The 20294-nt window shown below is 65.4% G+C and carries 14 protein-coding genes; 8 read left to right on the top strand and 6 right to left on the bottom strand.

Annotation, left to right across the window (positions count from 1 at the left end):
* Positions 1-64 precede the first annotated feature (64 nt).
* Complete coding sequence (locus HV786_RS11395; protein ID WP_056316520.1) at positions 65-259, top strand: putative motility protein; 195 nt, start codon at positions 65-67, stop codon at positions 257-259.
* Positions 260-410: 151 nt separating this feature from the next.
* Here the strand turns inward: HV786_RS11395 and HV786_RS11390 are convergent, their stop codons facing one another.
* Positions 411-926: a MarR family winged helix-turn-helix transcriptional regulator gene (locus HV786_RS11390; protein WP_128828131.1), complete on the bottom strand. Its 516-nt coding sequence runs from the start codon at positions 924-926 to the stop codon at positions 411-413.
* A gap of 109 nt (positions 927-1035) precedes the next feature.
* Between HV786_RS11390 and HV786_RS11385 the strand changes: the two genes are divergently transcribed.
* Positions 1036-2226, top strand: coding sequence for an MFS transporter (locus HV786_RS11385; RefSeq protein ID WP_175210899.1), 1191 nt, complete (start codon positions 1036-1038; stop codon positions 2224-2226).
* A gap of 111 nt (positions 2227-2337) precedes the next feature.
* Here HV786_RS11385 and lpdA read toward each other — a convergent pair whose 3' ends face one another.
* The 3 genes from lpdA to aceE are packed head-to-tail and all read right to left on the bottom strand — an operon-like array spanning position 2338 to position 8547.
* Positions 2338-4140 carry a dihydrolipoyl dehydrogenase gene (lpdA, locus tag HV786_RS11380; protein WP_062840891.1) on the bottom strand — a complete coding sequence of 601 codons (1803 nt, stop codon included), beginning with the start codon at positions 4138-4140 and terminating at the stop codon, positions 2338-2340.
* 12 nt (positions 4141-4152) lie between these two features.
* Positions 4153-5826, bottom strand: coding sequence for a dihydrolipoyllysine-residue acetyltransferase (gene aceF / locus HV786_RS11375; RefSeq protein ID WP_175210897.1), 1674 nt, complete (start codon positions 5824-5826; stop codon positions 4153-4155).
* A 12-nt stretch (positions 5827-5838) separates the two neighbouring features.
* Positions 5839-8547, bottom strand: coding sequence for a pyruvate dehydrogenase (acetyl-transferring), homodimeric type (aceE, locus tag HV786_RS11370; RefSeq protein WP_056316508.1), 2709 nt, complete (start codon positions 8545-8547; stop codon positions 5839-5841).
* A 352-nt stretch (positions 8548-8899) separates the two neighbouring features.
* On the opposite strand from aceE, the gene HV786_RS11365 reads away from it, so the two are divergent.
* The 6 genes from HV786_RS11365 to HV786_RS11340 all read left to right on the top strand — a co-directional run bounded on the left by HV786_RS11365 (position 8900) and on the right by HV786_RS11340 (position 15534).
* Complete coding sequence (locus tag HV786_RS11365) at positions 8900-10654, top strand: PAS domain-containing sensor histidine kinase (RefSeq protein ID WP_056316505.1); 1755 nt, start codon at positions 8900-8902, stop codon at positions 10652-10654.
* Positions 10651-11277 carry a response regulator transcription factor gene (locus HV786_RS11360; RefSeq protein WP_006219003.1) on the top strand — a complete coding sequence of 209 codons (627 nt, stop codon included), beginning with the start codon at positions 10651-10653 and terminating at the stop codon, positions 11275-11277. Before HV786_RS11365 ends, HV786_RS11360 begins: the two co-directional genes overlap by 4 nt.
* Positions 11274-12125: a bifunctional methylenetetrahydrofolate dehydrogenase/methenyltetrahydrofolate cyclohydrolase FolD gene (gene folD, locus HV786_RS11355; RefSeq protein ID WP_056316504.1), complete on the top strand. Its 852-nt coding sequence runs from the start codon at positions 11274-11276 to the stop codon at positions 12123-12125. The genes HV786_RS11360 and folD overlap by 4 nt, the downstream gene beginning before the upstream one ends.
* A gap of 205 nt (positions 12126-12330) precedes the next feature.
* Positions 12331-14397 carry a M3 family metallopeptidase gene (locus HV786_RS11350; RefSeq protein WP_175210895.1) on the top strand — a complete coding sequence of 689 codons (2067 nt, stop codon included), beginning with the start codon at positions 12331-12333 and terminating at the stop codon, positions 14395-14397.
* A gap of 157 nt (positions 14398-14554) precedes the next feature.
* Positions 14555-15169, top strand: a complete 615-nt coding sequence (locus tag HV786_RS11345; RefSeq protein WP_128828120.1) for an SCO family protein — start codon at positions 14555-14557, stop codon at positions 15167-15169.
* A gap of 113 nt (positions 15170-15282) precedes the next feature.
* The gene (locus HV786_RS11340; RefSeq protein WP_056316497.1) at positions 15283-15534 is read left to right on the top strand and encodes a GlsB/YeaQ/YmgE family stress response membrane protein; all 252 of its coding nucleotides are present in this window, start codon (positions 15283-15285) and stop codon (positions 15532-15534) included.
* An 88-nt stretch (positions 15535-15622) separates the two neighbouring features.
* Here HV786_RS11340 and adeC read toward each other — a convergent pair whose 3' ends face one another.
* Both adeC and HV786_RS11330 read right to left on the bottom strand, forming a co-directional pair.
* Positions 15623-17101 carry an AdeC/AdeK/OprM family multidrug efflux complex outer membrane factor gene (adeC, locus tag HV786_RS11335; protein WP_271264772.1) on the bottom strand — a complete coding sequence of 493 codons (1479 nt, stop codon included), beginning with the start codon at positions 17099-17101 and terminating at the stop codon, positions 15623-15625.
* Positions 17101-20280 (bottom strand): efflux RND transporter permease subunit, encoded by a 3180-nt coding sequence (locus tag HV786_RS11330; RefSeq protein ID WP_128828119.1) that lies wholly within the window; start codon positions 20278-20280, stop codon positions 17101-17103. The genes adeC and HV786_RS11330 overlap by 1 nt, the downstream gene beginning before the upstream one ends.
* Positions 20281-20294: the final 14 nt, after the last annotated feature.

Below are 20294 nucleotides of genomic sequence, written 5' to 3'. Positions count from 1 at the left end.
GTGCCCCATAATGCGACTTGCTTCGGCCGTTGACCCGGCCTCACATCACCAGGACACCTAGACCATGGATGCTTCCGTCAACAACACCGTCAATTCCGCGCTGGCCCTGCGCGACGCGAATCTCATGATGGAAGTGCAGGCATCGGTCACGAAAAAAGCGATCAACGCGCAAGCCGACTCGGTCGCCACGCTGCTCCAATCGCTGCCGGTGCTGGCCATCGACGGCACGCTGGGTTCGCGCATCAACACCCACGCCTGAATCCCTGCCGCGCGGCAATCGGCTGCAACGCACTGAACGAAGATCAGCCGCCCACGGGCGGCTTTTTCGTGGCCGGACAGGACGGGCCGGGGATTCAGACATCTGCGCCAAAGCTCGTTTTTCGATAGCCGAAGACTCTGCGTCGCTTACCCTACGGTGACCGTTCCCCCCCCGGCTTGCGCCCCAACCCCACGAGCAGCTTCGCCAGCAACCCATCCAGTTGCGCTTGCTCCTTCTGCGTCAACGACGCCAGTGCCTGCTGCTCATTCGCCACGTGCAGCGGCAGCAGCTTGTCGATGAGCGCCAGTCCGGCCGGGGTAAGACGCACGAGCGTGCTGCGCCGGTCGTTGGGTGATGGCACGCGTTCGATGAGGCCCTTGCGCTCCAGGCGGTCCAGGCGGCTGGTCATGGCGCCTGACGACAGCATCAGCCCTTCATGCAGGTCGGTGGGTGTCATGGCGTAAGGGCTGCCCGACCGCCGCAGCGTGGCGATGACGTCGAATTCGCCTTGATGCAGTTCGAATTGCGCGGCCAGCGGCAGGAACCAGTTGCGCTCCAGTAGATGCGTGGCTTGCAGCAGCCGCCCCACCAGCGCCATCACATTGGCGTCGATGTCGGGCCGCTCGCGCTGCCATTCTTCCTGCGAGCGCCTTGCACGGTCATTCATGGTTGTCTCTGCGTAAAGCTATTTGCGTTGGCAGCCATGATATCCCGTTGCCGAACTCACCATGCCGTCTATATACTTCGACATCAAATAACTTGATGTCGAGATATCCATGACGCGCGTGAGGTTACGCCCCTTGTTTGCCATCGTCGCCATCGTGGCCGTGGCGCTGAACCTGCGGCCCGCCCTGGCCGCCATCGGGCCGTTGCTGGATATGATCCAGGAGGCCACCGGCGCAACCAACACGCAGGCCAGCCTGTTGACCACCTTGCCCGTGTTCGTCATGGGCGTCTGCGCGCTAGCGGGTGCACGCATTTCGGGATGGCTGAATGAGCGCATCGGGATCGCGCTGGGCGTGGCGCTCGTGGCCGTTGCTTGCGCGGCGCGCTACGTTGGGACGCAGACCTACGGGCTGCTGCTGACGGCGGTGCTGGCGGGGGTCGGCATTGCGCTGGTGCAGACCTTGTTGCCCGCCTTCATCAAGCGCAATTTCGCGCATGACATGGGACGCGTGTTCGGCTTGTACACCACCGGCATCATGGCGGGCGCGGCCGTGGCGGCGGCCAGCGCTGCGGGGCTTGCAGGCAGCTTCGGGTGGCCCGCCGCATTGGCCTTCTGGAGCGTACCCGCCCTGCTCGCACTGCCGCTGTGGCTCAAGGCCGCGCAAGGTCGAGCCGACGCGACCTCGCCCCTTCACCGCACGGTTCGCACGGCGCCGCGCAGCTTCTGGCGCAATCTGCGGGCGTGGGAGCTGATGCTGTTCTTTGGCATCGGCACCGGGGCCTACACGCTGGTGCTGGCGTGGCTGCCGCCGTTCTATACCAGTCTCGGCTGGGAACCTTCCGCCGCGGGCTTTCTGCTGGGCGGCCTGACGCTGGCCGAAGTGATGGCGGGTCTGGCCGTGTCGGCATGGATCGGCAGGTTTGCGGATCGCCGCAAGCCGCTGGCCGCCGTGTTGACCATTCTGATCTGCGGACTGATATGCCTGATCGTGGCCCCCCTCAAGCTGGCGCTGCTGGCGTGCCTGCTCCTGGGCATCGGAATCGGCGCGCTGTTTCCGTTGTCGCTGATCGTGGCGATGGACCACCTGGACGATCCCGCGCAAGCGGGAATGCTGGCGGCTTTCGTGCAAGGCGGAGGCTACTTGATTGCAAGCTTCATGCCGTTGCTGGCAGGCGTCCTGCGCGATCGGTTTGCAAGTTTGACCGAGGCATGGATTGTGATGCTGGCCGGCGCGGTCGTGCTGCTGGCGCTGGCCCTGCGGTTCTCGCCAGGTTCGTATCGGCGGATCGACGCCGGGTAAACAGCGCACACATCCACAGCGCACGCATCCACAACGCACATAAGAAAAAAAGCGCCGCCCCCTCAAAAAGGAGCGGCGCTTTTTGTTGCGATCGCGGCAAGCCGCGGCGCGTTACTTCTTTTTCATCGGCGGCAGGTCGGTGCAGACGCCTTCGGCGACTTCCGCGGCCATGCCCACCGACTCGCCCAGGGTCGGGTGCGGGTGGATGGTCTTGGCGATGTCGACGACGTCGGCGCCCATTTCCACGGCCAGGGCCAGTTCGCTGATCAGGTCACCCGCGTGGGTGCCGACGATGCTGCCGCCCAGGATGCGATGCGTCTCGGCGTCGAAGATGAGCTTGGTGAAGCCCTCGTCGCGGCCGTTGGCGATGGCGCGGCCGGAGGCGGCCCACGGGAACACGCCCTTCTCGATCTTGATGCCCTGCTTCTTGGCTTCGTCTTCGGTCAGGCCAACCCACGCCACTTCCGGATCGGTGTAGGCCACCGACGGGATGACGCGCGCGTCGAAGAAGGACTTCTGGCCGGCGGCGGCTTCGGCGGCGACGTGGCCTTCATGCACGGCCTTGTGGGCGAGCATGGGTTGGCCGACGATGTCGCCGATGGCGAAGATGTGCGGCACGTTGGTGCGCATCTGGCGATCGACCTCGATGAACCCGCGGTCGGTCACGGCGATGCCCGCCTTGTCGGCGCCGATCTTCTTGCCGTTGGGGCTGCGGCCCACGGCCTGGAGCACCAGGTCGTAGCGCTGCGGCTCCTTGGGCGCGCCCTCGCCTTCGAAGGTGACGTAGATGCCGTCCTTCTTGGCCTCGGCGCCCACCGTCTTGGTCTTCAACATGATGTTGTCGAAGCGGTAGGCGTTCTTCTTCTGCCACACCTTGACCAGGTCGCGGTCAGCGCCCTGCATCAGGCCGTCCAGCATTTCCACGACATCCAGGCGCGCGCCCAGCGTGGAGTACACCGTGCCCATTTCCAGGCCGATGATGCCGCCGCCGATGATGAGCATCTTCTTGGGCACTTCACGCAGCAGCAAGGCGCCGGTGGAGTCCACGATGCGATCGTCCTGCGGCAGGAACGGCAGCTTCACCGACTGGCTGCCGGCGGCGATGATGGCCTGCTTGAAGCGCAGCGTCTGGGTCTTGCCGTCGGCGCCCTTGACGGTCAGGTGGTTGGCGTCGGCGAACTCGCCCACGCCCGTCACCACGGTGACCTTGCGGGCCTTGGCCATGCCGGCCAGGCCGCCGGTCAGCTTGGCGACCACGCTGTCCTTGTAGCCGCGCAGCTTGTCCAGGTCGATCTTGGGCTCGCCGAAGCTGATGCCGTGGGCAGCCAGTTCGCGCGCTTCGTCGATGATGGCGGCGTTGTGCAGCAGCGCCTTGGACGGAATGCAGCCCACGTTCAGGCAGACGCCGCCCAGCGTGCTGTAGCGTTCGACCAGGACCACGGACAGGCCCAGGTCGGCGGCGCGGAAGGCGGCGGAATAGCCGCCAGGGCCCGCGCCCAGCACCAGCATGTCGTATTCGCCGTCGGCCGAACCGCTGAAGGTGGCGGCGGCCGGAGCTGCAGCCTTGGCGGCAGGCGCTTCGGATTTCGCAGCTTCAGCCTTGGGAGCGGCTTTCTCGGCCGGCTTGGCGTCGGCTTTGGGAGCCGCTTCCTTGGCGCCAGCGTCAGCACCCGAGGCCGCTTCCACTTCCAGCACGACCGCGCCTTCGGCGACCTTGTCGCCGACCTTAACGGCGATGGACTTGACCACGCCGCCTTGCGACGCGGGGATTTCCATCGAGGCCTTGTCGGATTCGACCGTGATCAGGCTCTGTTCCGCCTTGATCGTGTCGCCCACGGCCACCAGCACCTCGATGACTTCCACTTCCTTGAAGTCGCCGATGTCCGGCACTTTGATTTGAACGGTATTGCTCATAGGGCTCCCCGTTTACAGCGCGATGCGGCGGAAGTCGGCCAGCAACGCACCCAGATAGGCGTTGAAGCGCGCGGCCGAGGCGCCGTCGATGACGCGGTGGTCGTAGGACAGCGACAGCGGCACCATCAGGCGCGGCACGAACTGCTTGCCGTCCCAGACGGGCTTGTGCGAGGAACGCGACACGCCCAGGATCGCCACTTCCGGCGCGTTGATGATGGGCGTGAACGAGGTGCCGCCAATGCCGCCCAGCGACGAGATCGAGAAGCAGCCGCCCTGCATTTCAGCGGGCGAGATCTTGCCGTCACGCGCCTTCTTGGACAGTTCGGTCATTTCCTGGGCGATCTGCAGGATGCCCTTCTTGTCGGCATCGCGAATCACCGGCACCACCAGCCCGTTGGGCGTGTCGGCCGCAAAACCGATGTGGTAGTACTGCTTGAGCACCAGGTTGTCGCCGTCCAGCGAGGCGTTGAACTCGGGGAACTTCTTCAGGGCCGCGACCACGGCCTTGATCAGGAAGGCCAGCATCGTGACCTTGATGCCCGACTTCTCGTTTTCCTTGTTCAGCGTGACGCGCAGCGCTTCCAGGTCGGTGATGTCCGCTTCGTCGTTGTTGGTGACGTGCGGGATCATGACCCAGTTGCGGTGCAGGTTCGCACCCGAGATCTTCTTGATGCGCGACAGCGGCTTGGCTTCGATCGGGCCGAACTTGGTGAAGTCGACCTTCGGCCACGGCAAGAGGCCCAGCGCGGCGCCATCGGCGGAACCACCGGCAGCGGCCGCCGCCGGCGCAGCCGACAGGGCCTGCTTGACGAAGCCGCGCACGTCGTCGGCGGTAATGCGTTCCTTGGGACCGGTGCCCTTGACCTTGGAGAGGTTCACGCCGAGTTCGCGCGCAAACTTGCGCACGGACGGCGAGGCATGGGGCAACTGACCGGGCTTGAGGTTGGCGTCTTCCAGCGCGGCGGCGGGCGCCGGGCGCGCGGCCGGGGCCGACGAGGCGGCGGCCTCGGCCTTCGCTTCCGACTTGGCGGCCGGGGCCGAGGCTTCGGACTTCGCGGCCGGGGCGGCGGCGGCTTGCGCACCGCCTTCCACCACCACCACGACCGAACCCTTGGCGACCTTGTCGCCCACCTTGACCTTCACTTCCTTGACCACGCCGCCTTGCGAGGCCGGGATCTCCATCGAGGCCTTGTCGGACTCGACGGTGATCAGGCTTTGCTCGGCCTTGATGGTGTCGCCGACCGCGACCATGACTTCGATGACTTCGACTTCCTTGAAGTCGCCGATGTCCGGCACTTCGATCTCGACCGGGCCGCTGGCGGCAGCCGGGGCCGAGGCCTCGGCCTTGGGCGCAGCAGCTGCGGCCGCCTGCTTGGGTTCTTCCTTGGCAGCCGGCTTGGACTCGGCCTTGGGGGCTTCTTCCTTGGCGGCGCCAGCGTCAGCCTCGGCCGCTTCGACTTCCAGCACGACTGCGCCTTCGGCGACCTTGTCGCCGACCTTCACGGAGATGGACTTCACCACGCCGCCCTGCGACGCGGGGATCTCCATCGAGGCCTTGTCGGATTCGACCGTGATCAGGCTTTGTTCCGCCTTGATCGTGTCGCCCACGGCAACCAGCACTTCAATGACTTCCACTTCCTTGAAGTCGCCGATGTCGGGAACCTTGATTTGCACGATGTTGCTCATGTCTCTTTACCCTCAGGCGTATTGCGGGTTGGCTTTGTTCGGATTGATGCCGTACTTCTTGATGGCTTCGGCCACCTTGGCGACCGGCACCTTGCCTTCGTCGGCCAGCGCGCGCAGGGCGGCCACGACGACGAAGTGGCGATCCACCTCGAAGTGCTCGCGCAGCTTGGCGCGGAAATCCGAACGGCCGAAACCATCGGTGCCCAGCACCTTGTATTCACGGCCCTTGGGCACGAACGGACGGATCTGGTCCGCAAAGAGCTTCATGTAGTCGGTCGACGCGATGATCGGGCCTTCCGTCTTGGCCAGCTGTTCCGTGACGTAAGCGACCTGCGGCTTCTTCTCGTCGGGGTGCAGCATGTTGTGGCGTTCGGCGTCCAGACCGTTGCGGCGCAGCTCGGTGAAGCTGGTGACGCTCCAGAGGTCCGAGGCGACGTCCCAATCGGCGGCCAGGAGCTCCTGCGCGGCCATGACTTCGCGCAGGATCGTGCCCGAACCCATGAGCTGCACGCGGTTCTTGCCCTTGCCGTGCGACTTGAGCTTGTACATGCCCTTGATGATGCCTTCCTCGTCGCCCTTGGTCAGACCGGGCTGCGGGTAGTTTTCGTTCATCACCGTCAGGTAGTAGTAGACGTTTTCCTGGTCTTCCACCATGCGCTTCAAGCCATGCTGGATGATCACGGCCAGCTCGTGGCCGAACGTCGGGTCGTACGAGACGCAGTTCGGGATGGTCGAGGCCAGGATGTGACTGTGGCCGTCTTCGTGCTGCAGGCCTTCGCCGTTCAGCGTCGTGCGGCCGGCGGTGCCGCCCAGGAGGAAGCCGCGCGCCTGCATGTCGCCGGCGGCCCAGGCCAGGTCGCCGATGCGCTGGAACCCGAACATCGAGTAGTAGATGAAGAACGGGATCATGATGCGGTTGTTCGAGGAGTACGACGTGGCCGCCGCAATCCACGAGCTCATCGCGCCCGCTTCGTTGATGCCTTCCTGCAGGAGCTGGCCGTCGGCCGATTCCTTGTAGTACATGACCTGGTCCTTGTCGACCGGGGTGTACTTCTGGCCTTCCGGCGCATAAATACCGATTTGGCGGAACAGGCCTTCCATGCCGAAGGTGCGCGATTCGTCGGCCAGGATCGGCACGACGCGCGGACCCAGTTCCTTGTCGCGCAGGACCTGGTTCAGGATGCGCACGAAGGCCTGGGTGGTCGAGATTTCACGGCCTTCCGCGGTGGGCTCCAGCACGGCCTTGAACGCGTCCAGCGCGGGGGCCTTGAGCTGTTCGTCGGCCTTGGCGCGGCGGCGCGGCAGGTAGCCGCCCAGCGCGGCACGGCGCTCGTGCAGGTACTTCATTTCGGGCGAGTCTTCGGCCGGCTTGAAGTACGGCAGGTCCGCCAGCTTGTCGTCCGGGATGGGGATGCCGAAGCGGTCGCGGAATTCGCGGATGGAGTCCAGCTCCAGTTTCTTTTGCTGGTGGGTCGGGTTCTTGGCCTGGCCGACGTGGCCCATGCCGTAGCCCTTGATGGTCTTGGCCAGGATGACGGTGGGCTGGCCGGTGTGGTCGCTGGCCGACTTGAAGGCCGCGTACACCTTGTGGGGATCATGGCCGCCACGGTTCAGGCGCCAGATGTCCTCGTCGCTCATGCGCGACACGGCTTCCAGCAGCTTGGGGTGCTTGCCAAAGAAGTGTTCGCGCACGAATTTGCCGTCGTTGGCCTTGTACGCCTGGTACTCGCCGTCGACGGTTTCTTCCATGATCTGGCGCAGGATGCCTTCCTTGTCGTGCGCAAGCAGCGGATCCCAGTAGCCGCCCCAGATCAGCTTGATGACGTTCCAGCCCGAACCGCGGAAGTCGCCTTCCAGTTCCTGGATGATCTTGCCGTTGCCGCGCACCGGGCCGTCCAGACGCTGCAGGTTGCAGTTGATGACGAAGATCAGGTTGTCGAGCTTTTCGCGGGCCGCCAGGGCGATGGCGCCCAGCGACTCGGGTTCGTCCATTTCGCCGTCGCCGCAGAACACCCAGACCTTGCGGTTGCTGGTGTCGGCAATGCCGCGGGCGTGCAGGTACTTCAGGAAACGGGCCTGGTAGATGGCCATCAGCGGGCCCAGGCCCATCGACACCGTCGGGAACTGCCAGAAGTCCGGCATCAGCTTGGGATGCGGGTACGAGGACAGGCCCTTGCCGTCCACTTCCTGGCGGAAATGGTTCAGCTGGTCTTCGGTCAGGCGGCCTTCAAGGTAGGCGCGGCCATACATGCCGGGCGAGGTGTGGCCCTGAAAGTAGACCAGGTCGCCGCCGTGACCTTCGTCTTCAGCGTGCCAGAAGTGGTTCTGGCCGCAGCCGATCATGGTGGCCAGCGAGGCGAACGACGCGATGTGGCCGCCCAGGTCGCCGCCATCGGGCGGGTTGTGCTTGTTGGCCTTGACCACCATGGCCATGGCGTTCCAGCGCACGTACGAGCGGATGCGCGATTCCAGCTCCAGGTTGCCCGGGTGCGCCGGCTCCAGGCCGGGGGGAATCGTGTTGACGTAAGCGGTATTGGGGGAGAACGGAATGTGAGCGCCGGAGCGACGGGCTTCGTCGATCAGGCGTTCCAGCAGGTAATGGGCGCGCTGCGGTCCTTCGCGATCAAGGACGGCTGCCAGGGCTTCGAGCCACTCCTGGGTTTCAAGGGTGTCTTCGTCGTTGGCGGCCTGCACGGCGCCAGCCTGGGCGTTAGAGGACATCGTGTGTCTCCTGTTGGGGTTCGTTCGTGACCACAAACCGCTTATTGATCTGCTCGCGGACATTGCATGGTAGCCGGGATCATCCGGGCTACCATGTCATGAATGGGGTCGGGGCGTTCTAAGGACCTGCCAGGGGCGGTTTCCCTGTCAGGCGGCATTCTAAGAAAGAAGATTAACCGGTCGCAAGGAAAATTTCATGTTGCGGTACGGCATTTCATAATGCGGAAACTTGAACAGAACCTGAATTGCTGAACGCCCTGGTTTTTATGGGCTAGGACGAATGGTGGACTTGATTCCCGGCAATTCCGTTCCAACACGCACTAAAATGCGCGGTCTACCGGCCCCGAATTCCATGTCCAGCGCGCCCAAGTCCAACATACCTACGCCTTTCCACGATCACGCCCGCACCCGGCGGCGCGGGGTGTACTGGGTCACGCCCGCCATGGTGCTGATCCTCTATATCTGTGTGATGGGGGTGTTCTTCTGGTTGCAGCGCATCCATGACGACAGCGTCATGTTTGTGACCATAGACCAGGAACTGCGCCAGCAACGCCTGATCTGGGTCGTGCTGGCCCTGTCCTGCGTCATCGTCATCAGCCTGCTCATGCTGTGGCGCTATACGCGCTTCCGGTCCACCGCCGAAGCCGCGCTCATTGCCGAGACCGGTTTCCGGCGCGCCATGGAAAACTCCATGTCCACGGGCATGCGCGTGCTCGACATGGAGGGCCGCATCGCCTATGTGAACCCGGCCTTCTGCCGGATGATCGGCTGGAACGAGGCCGACCTGATCGGCCGCAGTCCGCCCTTCCCCTATTGGGTGCCGGGCCGCCACGAACAGCACCAGCACACGCTGGACGTGCTGATGTCGGGCAAGACGCCCAGCAGCGGCCTGGAGGTCGAGGCCCAGCGGCGCGACGGATCGCGCTTCACGGCGCGCATGTACGTGTCGCCCTTGCTGGACCCCAACGGCAACCAGATCGGCTGGATGACGTCCATGACGGACATCACCGAGCCCAAGCGCATCCGCGAGGCCCTGACGGCCGCCCACGAACGTTTCATGACCGTGCTGGAAGGCCTGGACGACGCCATCTCGGTCACCGCCGACACGCATGACGGGCTGGAGCTGCTGTTCGCCAACCGCACCTATCGCCGCGTGTTCGGCGCGCAGACGGGCGGTCACGACGAACTGCTGGCCGGCCGCCGCGGCCGCTTCACCGACGAATCGGTCGAAGTTTTCGCGCCGTCCGTGCAGCGCTGGTTTGAAGTGCACCACCGCATGCTGGCCTGGACCGACGGGCGCCGCGTGCGCATGCAGGTGGCGCGCGACATCACCGAGCGCCGCGGCCACGAAGAAGCGTCGCGCGTGCAGCAGGAAAAGATCCAGCTCACCAGCCGCCTGACCACCATGGGCGAAATGGCCTCGTCGCTGGCGCACGAACTGAACCAGCCGCTGACGGCCATTGCCAACTACAGCATGGGCGCGGTGGCCCTGGTCAAGGCCGGCCACACCAGCCCCAACATGCTGCTGCCCGCGCTGGAAAAAGCCGCCTCGCAGGCCGAGCGCGCCGGCAAGATCATCAGCCGCATCCGCGAATTCGTGAAACGCAGCGAGCCGCGCCGCCAGCGCGTGGCGATCGGCCGCATTGTCGACAACGCCATCGGTTTTGCCGAGATCGACGCCCGCAAGCGCCGCATCCGCATCGACAGCTTCGTGCCGTCCAACGCGCCCGACGTCCTGGCCGACCCCATCCTTATTGAACAGGTACTGCTGAATCTGCTCAAGAACGGGCTGGAAGCCATGGAAAAGAGCGAGTCCGACGAGCTTAAGGTTGCCGTAATTCTTCACGACCAGCATATCGAGGTGGCCGTGGTGGACCGCGGCCACGGCTTGGCCGAACCCGAGCGCCTGTTCGAACCGTTCTTCAGCACCAAGTCCCAGGGCCTGGGCATGGGGCTGAATATCTGCCGTACCATTATCGAATCGCATCACGGCCGCCTGTGGGCTGACCCCAACCCGGCCGGCGGTACTATCTTCCGCTTCACCCTGCCCTGCGCTGCGACCCAGACGCAGGCCCAGAACGATCAGTCCGAGGAGTTGCACGCATGAACACGCCCCACCTGTCGAGCACGGTATTCATTGTCGACGACGACGAAGCGGTCCGCGATTCGCTGCGTTGGCTGCTTGAAGCCAATGGATACCGCGTTCGCGCCTACGCCAGCGGCGAATCGTTCCTGGAAGACTACGACGCCAGCCAGATCGGCGTGCTGATCGCCGACGTGCGGATGCCCGGCATGAGCGGCCTGGAACTTCAGGAACAGCTCATCGCGCGCAATGCCCCGCTGCCCATCGTGTTCATCACCGGCCACGGCGACGTGCCCATGGCGGTGTCCACCATGAAGAAGGGCGCCGTCGACTTCCTGGAAAAGCCGTTCAACGAATCCGACCTGCGCGAGATCGTGGCGCGCATGCTGGAGCAGGCCACGCAGCGCGTGAGCAAGCACCAGGCTCAGAAGGACCACGAAGCCATGCTGGCGCGCCTGACCGCGCGCGAGCAACAGGTGCTGGAGCGCATCGTTGCGGGCCGCTTGAACAAGCAGATCGCCGACGACCTGGGCATCAGCATCAAGACCGTCGAGGCGCACCGCGCCAACATCATGGAAAAACTTGAAGTGACCACCGTTGCAGATTTGATGAAAGTGGCTCTGGCCAAACCCGAGGCACACGCATGACCGCAAGGATTATTGACGGCGCCGCGCTCTCGCAGCGCATTCGCGAAGAAGTCGCCGAGCGTGTCTCGGCCCTGGCCGCCAAGGGCACCCGCCCCGGCCTGGCCGTTGTGCTTGTCGGAGCGGATCCCGCGTCGCAGGTGTATGTGCGCAACAAGGTCGCGGCCTGCGAAAAGGCCGGACTGCATTCCGTGAAAGAGCAATACCCGGCCGAGATGACCGAGGCCGAACTGCTGGCCCGCATCCAGGTCCTGAACCAGGATCCCAGCATCCACGGCATCCTGGTGCAGCTGCCCCTGCCCAAGCACATGGACGCCCACAAGGTCATCGAGGCCATCGCGGCCGAAAAGGACGTGGACGGCTTCCATATCAGCAATGCTGGCCTGCTCATGACCGGCCAGCCGCTGTTCCGTCCCTGCACGCCGTATGGCGTGATGAAGATGCTGGAATCGGAAGGCGTGAACCTGCGCGGAGCTGAGGCCGTCATCGTGGGCGCCAGCAACATCGTGGGCAAGCCGATGGCCATGCTGCTGTTGCAGGCCGGCGCCACCATCACGATCTGCAATTCCAAAACGCGCGACCTGGCCGCGCAGACCCGCCGCGCCGACGTGCTGGTCGTGGCCACCGGCAAGCCGGGCATGATCGACGGCTCGATGATCAAGCCGGGCGCCGTCGTCATCGACGTGGGCATCAACCGTGGCGCCGACGGCAAGCTGTGCGGCGACGTGGACTTCGCGTCCGCCAAGGAAGTGGCCGGCGCCATCACGCCGGTCCCCGGCGGCGTCGGCCCCATGACCATCGCCATGCTGCTGGTCAACACGGTCGAAGCGGCGGAACGCGCCGCAGGCTGAGTGCGTAGACCTCGGTGTCTGACACCCGTGTGAGATGCGCTTCAGCTTGAACGGGCGTCTCAGGGGTGTCAGACACTTGCCGCAACTTGGGGTCAGGCACCCTCCCCGCCCGCCGGCGGGCCTTGCGTTCGGGACGATCGCCCTCACCTGATCCTTATCGCCGGCGCGCCGCGCGCCGTCCGCCACTCAATAAGCCGGTAACACCATGACTCAGAACCCCCTGCTCGCTCCCGTGTCCGAACTGGTCGATTACGCGGCCGTCAAACCCGCGCATATCGTGCCTGCCGTCGAGGAGCTGCTGGGCATCGCCCGCAAGGCCGTCGACCAGGCTGCCGACCCCGCGCTCGCGCCCACCTGGGAGGCCGTGGTCGAGCCCTTGGACACCGCGTCCGAGCGCCTGTGGCGCGCCTGGTCGGTGGCCGGCCATCTGAATGCAGTCGTCAATACGCCGGAGCTGCGCGAGGCCTATAACGCCGCGCTGCCGCTGGTCACCGAGTTTTCGACCTGGGTGGGCCTGCACGAAGGCCTGTACAAGCAATATCAGCGGCTGGCCGCCGCGCCCGACTTCGCGTCCTGGACGCCGGTGCGCCGCCGCATCGTGGAAATGGCTCTGCGCGATTTCCGCCTGAGCGGGGTCGAACTGCAAGGCGCGGACCGTGAACGCTATGCCCAGATTTCCGACCGCGAGGCGCAGGCCTCGCAGAAGTTCTCGGAAAACGTGCTCGATTCCATCGACGCGTGGTCGTTGATCGTGGAAGACGAAAGCCGCCTGGCCGGCATTCCGGCGGACGTGATCGCCGCAGCGCGCGCCGCCGCCCAGGAAGACGGCAAGGCCGGCTGGAAGCTCACGCTGAAGATGCCCTGCTACCTGCCCGTCATGCAGTACGCCAAGGACCGCTCGCTGCGCGAGGCGCTGTACCGCGGCTACGGCACGGTCGCGTCCGAGCAGGGCGACGCCAAGTTCGACAACTCGCCGCTGATCGAAGAACTGCTGGCGCTGCGCGCCGAGGAATCGGGCCTGCTGGGCCTGGGCACGTTTGCCGCGCTGCGCTTGCAGACGCGCATGGCCCGCGACGCCAAGGAAGTGACCGGGTTCCTGCGCGACCTGGCCGCGCGGGCCAAGCCTTTCGCGCAGCGTGACCTGGCCGAACTCACGGCCTATGCCACCGGCGAACTGGGCCTGGACAGCCTGCAGCCGTGGGACGTGGCCTACGCCTCGGAACGCCTGCGCGAATCGCGCTATGCGTATTCGGAAGACGAGGTCAAACAGTACTTCACCGAACCGCGCGTGCTGGCCGGCCTGTTTGACGTGATCCAGACCCTGTTCGGCGTGCGCCTGGCCGAAACGCCCGTGTCGTCGTGGCACGGCGACGTGCGCGGCGTGCGCGTCGAAAGCCCGGAAGGCGCGCTGATCGGCCATCTGTACCTGGACCTGTACGCCCGTGCCGGCAAGCAGAATGGCGCCTGGGTCGACAGCGAGCGCACGCGCCGCGTCGTGGCCGGCACGGTGCAGACGCCCATTGCCTACCTGACGTGCAATTTCTCGCGCCCCAACGGCGATCGTCCCGCCGTGCTGACGCACGACGACGTCATCACCCTCTTCCATGAAACCGGCCACGCGCTGCACGCGCTGTTGTCCGAAGTCGACGAGCCCGGCGCCGCGGCGTTCGCCAGCGTCGAATGGGACGCCATCGAACTGCCCTCGCAGTTCATGGAAAACTTCTGCTGGGAATGGGCCGTGGTGCAGAAGCTGTCGGCGCACGTGGACACCGGCGAGCCCCTGCCCCGCGCGCTCTACGACCGCCTGGTCGCCGCCCGCAACTACCAGAGCGGCATGCAGACGGTGCGCCAGATCGAATTTGCGCTCTTCGACATGCTGATGCACGACCGCAGCAAGGGCGCGTCGATTTCCGAAGTGCTGGCGTTGCTGCAGGAAGTGCGCCAGGAAGTGGCGGTGCTGTTCCCGCCGCAATGGCATCGCCTGCCGCACGCCTTCTCGCACCTGTTCGCGGGCGGTTACGGCGCGGGCTATTACAGCTACAAGTGGGCCGAAGTGCTGTCGGCGGACGCGTACGAGGCCTTCGAGGAAGCGGCTGCCAAACAGGCGGGCAATGCGCTGGGCACGCTGGATCCGGAAACCGGCGCGCGCTTTCGCCGCGAAGTGCTGGCCGTGGGCGGCTCGCGCCCGGCGGCCGATTCGTTTGCCGCGTTCCGCGGCCGCGCGCCGCGTATCGATGCGCTGCTGCGTCATAGCGGTATGACGGCTGGCTGATCGAGCGGTTGTTCGCTCCCTGGAAATGGCCCGCGTTCAAGCGGGCCATTTTTTTGATTTCAGCCTGCGCCAGCACAAGGCATTGCGCCCGCGCAAACTCTCCACAGATCCAGCAGGTAGAATCCGAAAGGTTTACCCCCTTCCGGCTACTGGACCCATGCGACACTCGATTACCGGCCGCTTCTTTCGCGGACTGCTGATGGCTTTGTGTGTGTTTCTTGCCGCCTGCGGCGACAGGAACGTGGACTGGACGCTTTACAACGTCAAGGGGCACCTGCCGGACCTGAAGTTCTCGCTGCCGGGCGCGGGCGGCAAGACGGTCAGCAGCGACGACCTGAAGGGCAAGACGGTGCTGCTCTTTTTCGGGTACGCCAGCTGCCCGGACATCTGCCCCACCACCATGGCGCAGTTGACCGCGGTGTTGCAGAACCTGGGCGACAAGGCCAAGGACGTGCGGATTCTCTTTGTCAGCGTGGACCCGCACCGCGACACGCCAGACATCCTGCAGGCCTACGTCAATGCCTTCAACAACAACGCCATCGGCGTGACGGGCGACGAAAAGCAGATCGCGGACCTGGCGCGCCGCTACCGCGTGGCCTACCAGATTGAAAAGCCCCGCCCTGGCGACGACGCCGACATGTACGAAGTGACGCACAGCCGCGGCGTGTACATTTTCGACAAGGACGGAAAGGCGCGCCTGCTGGCGTCCGACACCGACAGCATCGAGGCGCTGACCAAGGACGTGCGCCAGCTCATCGACTTGACCTCCTGACCCGACGGGCGGGGGCCGCACACCAGTTGTTACAACGGTGGCGCGCGGGGTGCGGGTATCCGTGAGTATCATCAATCCACATTGCCCCCTTTTCCCTAGTAAGGAGTACGCGCATGAGCATCATCATCATGATCATCGTCGGGTTTATCGTGGGCCTGATCGCCCGCGCCATCATGCCCGGGGACCAGAACATGGGGATCATCATGACCACCATTCTGGGCATCATCGGCGCCGTCGTGGCCGGCTTCCTGGGACAATCGCTGGGCTGGTACGCCCCCGGCGAACCCGCGGGATGGATCGGATCCGTCGTCGGCGCGATCATCGTGCTGTTCGTGGTGGGCCTGATCGCAAGAAAGCGCACCTGACGTCCGCGCGTCCGACAGGCAAAAAAAAACGGGCCGATCGCAAGATCGGCCCGTTTTGCATGGCAAACCGGAAACGCGCGCCAGGCAATCAGCCCGCGGGCGCTGCCGGCGCGGCAGGCGCGGCAACCGTGCGCTCCGTCCAGCCGCCGCCCAGCACCTTGTACAGCGTGACCAGATTGGTCAGCCGCGCCAGGCGCGTGTCGACCAGCGCCTGCTGCGAGGTGTACAGCGAACGCTGCGAATCCAGTACGCTCAGGTAATCGTCGATCCCCTGCCGGAAACGTTGCTCGGACGCGTCATACGCGCGCTGGTTGGCGTCCACCAGCAACCGCTGCGCCTGGATCTGCTCGTCAAGCGTGCCGCGGCCGGCCAACGCATCGGCCACTTCGCGAAATCCCGTCTGGATGGATTTCTCGTACTGCGCCACCTGGATGTTCTTCTGCACCTTCGCCAGATCCAGCCCCGCCAGCAGCGAGCCGCCCGCGAAGATCGGCACGGTGATCTGGGGCACGAAGCTCCAGGCCCCGGAACCGCCGTCGAACAAGCCGCCCAGGCTGGCGCTGGCGGTGCCGGCTGAGCCGGTCAGGCTGATGGTCGGAAAGAACGCCGCGCGCGCCGCGCCGATATTGGCGTTGGCGCCCTTCAACTGATGCTCGGCCGCACGGATGTCCGGGCGGCGGGCCAGCAGATCGGACGGCAGGCCGGCGGGCAGCGTGGTCGGCAGCATGCTGTCGTCCAGCTTGACCGCATTGTCCAGCGCCGCCGCCATCTCGGGCGACAGCGGCTGGCCCACCAGCAGCACCAGCGCATTGCGGTCCTGCGCGGCCTGGCGCGTGTATTGCGACAGGTTGCGCTCGGCCGTGCGCAGCGACACTTCGGCCTGGCTCAGGTCCAGCGCGGTGGACAGGCCCTGGTCGTAGCTCTGCTTGGTCAGGTTGAAGGAGTCTTGCTGGCTCTTGAGCGTGTCGCGCGTCAGGCTGAGCAGTTCCTGGTCCGCGCGCAGCGTAAGGTAAGCGTTCGCAACTTCGGCGATCAGCGTGAGCTGCGTGGCGGTGCGGGTTTCGTCCAGCGCCAGATACGACTCCAGCGCCTTGTCGCTCAGGCTGCGGATGCGGCCAAAGAGGTCCAGCTCCCAGGCGGACATGGCGGCGCCCACCTGGTAGCTGTGGCTGGTGGTGGCCCGGCCGCTGGGCGACAGGTCGGCCGGCGTGCGTTGGGCCGAGCCCTGGCCCGCCACGCCGATGCTGGGCGCCAGGTCGGCGCGCTGGATGCGGTACTGCGCGCGCGCCGCCTCGACGTTCAGCGCGGCCACGCGCAGGTCGCGGTTGTTGGTCAGCGACTGTTCGATGAGCTGTTGCAACAGCGGATCGCCGAAGAAGTCGCGCCAGCCGATATCGGCCACGGCCATGCCACCGGGCGCGGCCGTCTGGGCCGCGTTGTAGGCCGGCCCCGTGGGGTAAGCCGCGTCGATGGGCGCATCGGGGCGCTCGTAGGTGGGGGCCAGCGAGCAGCCCGCCAGGGCCGCCGCCAGGGATACAGACAGCAAGGTTCTCATCGGGAATGTCATTACGGTTGACCCTCCGCCGGCACGTCCTGCGGCCCCTTGGCGCTGGTGTCGTGCTTGTCGACGTTTTCGCTCATGCGCTTGACCTTGAACACGCGCAGCATGATGACGAAGAAAGCCGGTACGAAGAAGATGGCCAGGAACGTGCCGGTCAGCATGCCGCCGATCACGCCCGTGCCGATGGCGTTCTGGCTGCCCGAGCCCGCGCCGCTGGAAATCGCCAGCGGGGTCACGCCCAGGATGAACGCCAGGGACGTCATCAGGATGGGACGCAGACGCTGACGGGCGGCGTGGATGGCCGATTCCGTCAGGCTGGCGCCCGACTCGTAGTGCTCCTTGGCGAACTCCACGATCAGGATGGCGTTTTTGGCCGCCAGCCCGATTGTCGTCAGCAGGCCCACCTGGAAGTACACGTCGTTGGACAGGCCGCGCATCAGCGTGGCCAGCAGCGCGCCGATGATCCCCAGCGGCACCACCAGCATGACCGCGGACGGAATCGTCCAGCTTTCATAGAGCGCCGCCAAACACAGGAACACCACGATGAGCGAGATCGCGTACAGCGCGGGCGCCTGGGCGCCGGACAGGCGTTCTTCGAACGACAGGCCTGTCCATTCAAAGCCGACACCCACCGGCAGCTTGGCCGCCAGGCGCTCCATTTCTTCCATGGCCGCGCCCGAGCTGTAGCCCGGCGCCGCCTGGCCCTGGATGTTGTACGACGGCACGCCGTTATAGCGGTTCAGCTTCTGCGGGCCGAAGCTCCAGGTGGCGGTGGAGAACGCCGAGAACGGCACCATGTCGCCATCCTTGTTGCGCACGTACCACTTGTTCAGGTCTTCCGGCAGCATGCGCGAGGATGCCTCGCCCTGCGCGAACACCTTCTTCACGCGGCCGCGGTCGATGAAGTCGTTGACGTACGACGAACCCCACGCGGTGGCCAGCGTGCTGTTGATGTCCGACACGGCCACGCCCAGGGCGCGGGCCTTTTCGCGGTCGATGTCCAGCTGGTACTGCGGCGCGTCCTCGATGCCGTTGGGACGCACGCCCGCCAGCACCGGGCTCTGAGCGGCCTCGCCCAGCAGCTGGTTGCGCGCGGCAAGCAGCTTCTCGTGGCCCACGCCGGCGCGGTCCATGAGCTGGAAGTCAAAGCCGGTGACGTTGCCCAGTTCCATCACGGACGGCGGCGGCACGACGAACAATTTCGCACGGCGTTCCGTCTGGGCGAAATGCGCGTTGGCGCGCCCCGCCACGGCGGCGGCCTTCAGGCTGGCGTCGCCGCGCTCTTCCCAGTCGCGCAGCTTGATGAACAGGATGGACGCGTTCTGGCCGCGGCCGCCGAAGTTAAAGCCGTTGACCGCGAACACCGAGGTGACGGCGTCCTTTTCTTCGGTCAGCAGGTACTTGGTGGCGTCGTCGATGACGGCCTTGGTGGCCTCGGCGGTGGCGCCGGCGGGCGTCTGGATCTGGGCGAACAGGATGCCCTGGTCCTCGGCCGGCAGGAACGCGGTGGGGATGCGGGTGAACAGCCAGCCCATCGCGATGACCAGCGCCAGATACACGACCATCAGACGCTTGGTGCGGTTCAGGCCGCGCGCGACGGTGTTGGCGTAGCCATTGCTGCTGCGTTCGAACGTGCGGTTGAACCACCCGAAAAAGCCCTTCTTGGCGCCATGATGGCCCTTGGGAATGGGCTTGAGCAGCGTCGCGCACAGGGCCGGGGTGAAGACGATGGCCACGATCACGGACAGCACCATCGAAGACACGATCGTGATCGAGAACTGCCGGTAGATCACGCCCGTGGAGCCGCCGAAGAACGCCATCGGGATGAACACGGCGGCCAGGACCATCGCAATGCCGATCAGCGCGCCGGTGATCTGGCTCATGGACTTGCGCGTGGCCTGCTTGGGCGTGAGGCCCTCTTCGGCCATCACCCGCTCGACGTTTTCCACGACCACGATGGCGTCGTCGACCAGCAGGCCAATGGCCAGCACCATGCCGAACATGGTCAAGGTGTTGATGGAATAGCCGAAGGCGGCCAGCACGCCGAACGTGCCCAGCAGCACCACCGGCACGGCAAGCGTGGGAATGATGGTCGCGCGGAAGTTCTGCAGGAAGAGATACATCACCAGGAACACCAGGATGATGGCCTCGACCAGCGTCTTGAACACTTCATGGATCGACAGGCTGACGAACGGCGTCGTGTCGTACGGATAGACGACGTCCATGCCCGGCGGGAAATACGGCTTGAGGTTGTTGATGGTGTCGCGTACCGCCTGCGCCGTGTCCAGCGCGTTGGCGCCCGGCGCCAGCTTGATGGCCAGGCCCGAGGCCGGATTGCCGTTGTAGAAGCTGTCGATGGCGTACGTCTGGCCGCCCAGTTCGATGCGCGAGACATCGCGCAGGCGCACCTGCGAACCGTCGGAATTGACCTTGAGCAGGATCTCGCCGAAGTCCTCTGGCGTCTGCAGGCGCGACGGGCCGATGATGGTGGCGTTCAGCTGCTGGCCGCGCACGGACGGCAGGCCGCCCAGCTGGCCGGACGACACCTGGACGTTCTGTTCCTTGATCGCGGTGGTGATGTCGACCGTGGTCAGCCCGTAGTTGACGAGCTTGGCCGGGTCCAGCCATATCCGCATCGCATACTGCGAGCCGAAGAGCTGGAAGTCGCCCACGCCCTGCGTGCGGCTGATGGGATCCTGCACGTACGAGGCGACGTAGTCGGCCAGGTCGTCCTTGGTCATCGTGCCGTCGGTGGACACGAAGCCCGCCACGATCAGGAAGTTCTTGGTGGCCTTGGTGACGCGGATGCCCTGCTGCTGCACCTCCTGCGGCAGGAGCGGCTGCGCCAGCGCGAGCTTGTTCTGGACCTGCACCTGCGCGGTGTCGGGGTTGGTGCCCTGCTTGAAGGTCAGCGTGATGGACATGCTGCCGTCGGAGTTGCTTTCCGAGGAGATGTACTGCAGGCCGTCAAGACCGTTCATCTGCTGCTCGATCACCTGCACGACGGTGTCCTGCACGGTCTGCGCGGACGCGCCCGGGTAGGTCACCGCGATGCCGATGGCGGGCGGCGCGATGTTGGGATACTGGGCAACCGGCAATTGCAGGATGGACAGCGCGCCGGCCATCATCAGCACGATCGCAATCACCCAGGCAAATACCGGCCTGTCGATAAAAAACTTTGCCATGCGTGGCTCCCTGA

The organism is Achromobacter mucicolens, assembly GCF_902859725.1.
GTDB lineage: Bacteria > Pseudomonadota > Gammaproteobacteria > Burkholderiales > Burkholderiaceae_B > Achromobacter > Achromobacter mucicolens.
The sequence above is the reverse complement of the archived record's forward strand: the minus strand, read 5'-3'. Positions and strand labels throughout refer to the sequence as shown.

What these genes read in the sequence shown, in the direction of transcription:
- HV786_RS11395 (WP_056316520.1), top strand. Translation starts at nt 65, where the DNA reads ATGGATGCTTCCGTCAACAACACCGTCAATTCCGCGCTGGCCCTGCGC.
- HV786_RS11390 (WP_128828131.1), bottom strand. Translation starts at nt 926, where the DNA reads ATGAATGACCGTGCAAGGCGCTCGCAGGAAGAATGGCAGCGCGAGCGG.
- HV786_RS11385 (WP_175210899.1), top strand. Translation starts at nt 1,036, where the DNA reads ATGACGCGCGTGAGGTTACGCCCCTTGTTTGCCATCGTCGCCATCGTG.
- lpdA (WP_062840891.1), bottom strand. Translation starts at nt 4,140, where the DNA reads ATGAGCAATACCGTTCAAATCAAAGTGCCGGACATCGGCGACTTCAAG.
- aceF (WP_175210897.1), bottom strand. Translation starts at nt 5,826, where the DNA reads ATGAGCAACATCGTGCAAATCAAGGTTCCCGACATCGGCGACTTCAAG.
- aceE (WP_056316508.1), bottom strand. Translation starts at nt 8,547, where the DNA reads ATGTCCTCTAACGCCCAGGCTGGCGCCGTGCAGGCCGCCAACGACGAA.
- HV786_RS11365 (WP_056316505.1), top strand. Translation starts at nt 8,900, where the DNA reads ATGTCCAGCGCGCCCAAGTCCAACATACCTACGCCTTTCCACGATCAC.
- HV786_RS11360 (WP_006219003.1), top strand. Translation starts at nt 10,651, where the DNA reads ATGAACACGCCCCACCTGTCGAGCACGGTATTCATTGTCGACGACGAC.
- folD (WP_056316504.1), top strand. Translation starts at nt 11,274, where the DNA reads ATGACCGCAAGGATTATTGACGGCGCCGCGCTCTCGCAGCGCATTCGC.
- HV786_RS11350 (WP_175210895.1), top strand. Translation starts at nt 12,331, where the DNA reads ATGACTCAGAACCCCCTGCTCGCTCCCGTGTCCGAACTGGTCGATTAC.
- HV786_RS11345 (WP_128828120.1), top strand. Translation starts at nt 14,555, where the DNA reads ATGCGACACTCGATTACCGGCCGCTTCTTTCGCGGACTGCTGATGGCT.
- HV786_RS11340 (WP_056316497.1), top strand. Translation starts at nt 15,283, where the DNA reads ATGAGCATCATCATCATGATCATCGTCGGGTTTATCGTGGGCCTGATC.
- adeC (WP_271264772.1), bottom strand. Translation starts at nt 17,101, where the DNA reads ATGACATTCCCGATGAGAACCTTGCTGTCTGTATCCCTGGCGGCGGCC.
- HV786_RS11330 (WP_128828119.1), bottom strand. Translation starts at nt 20,280, where the DNA reads ATGGCAAAGTTTTTTATCGACAGGCCGGTATTTGCCTGGGTGATTGCG.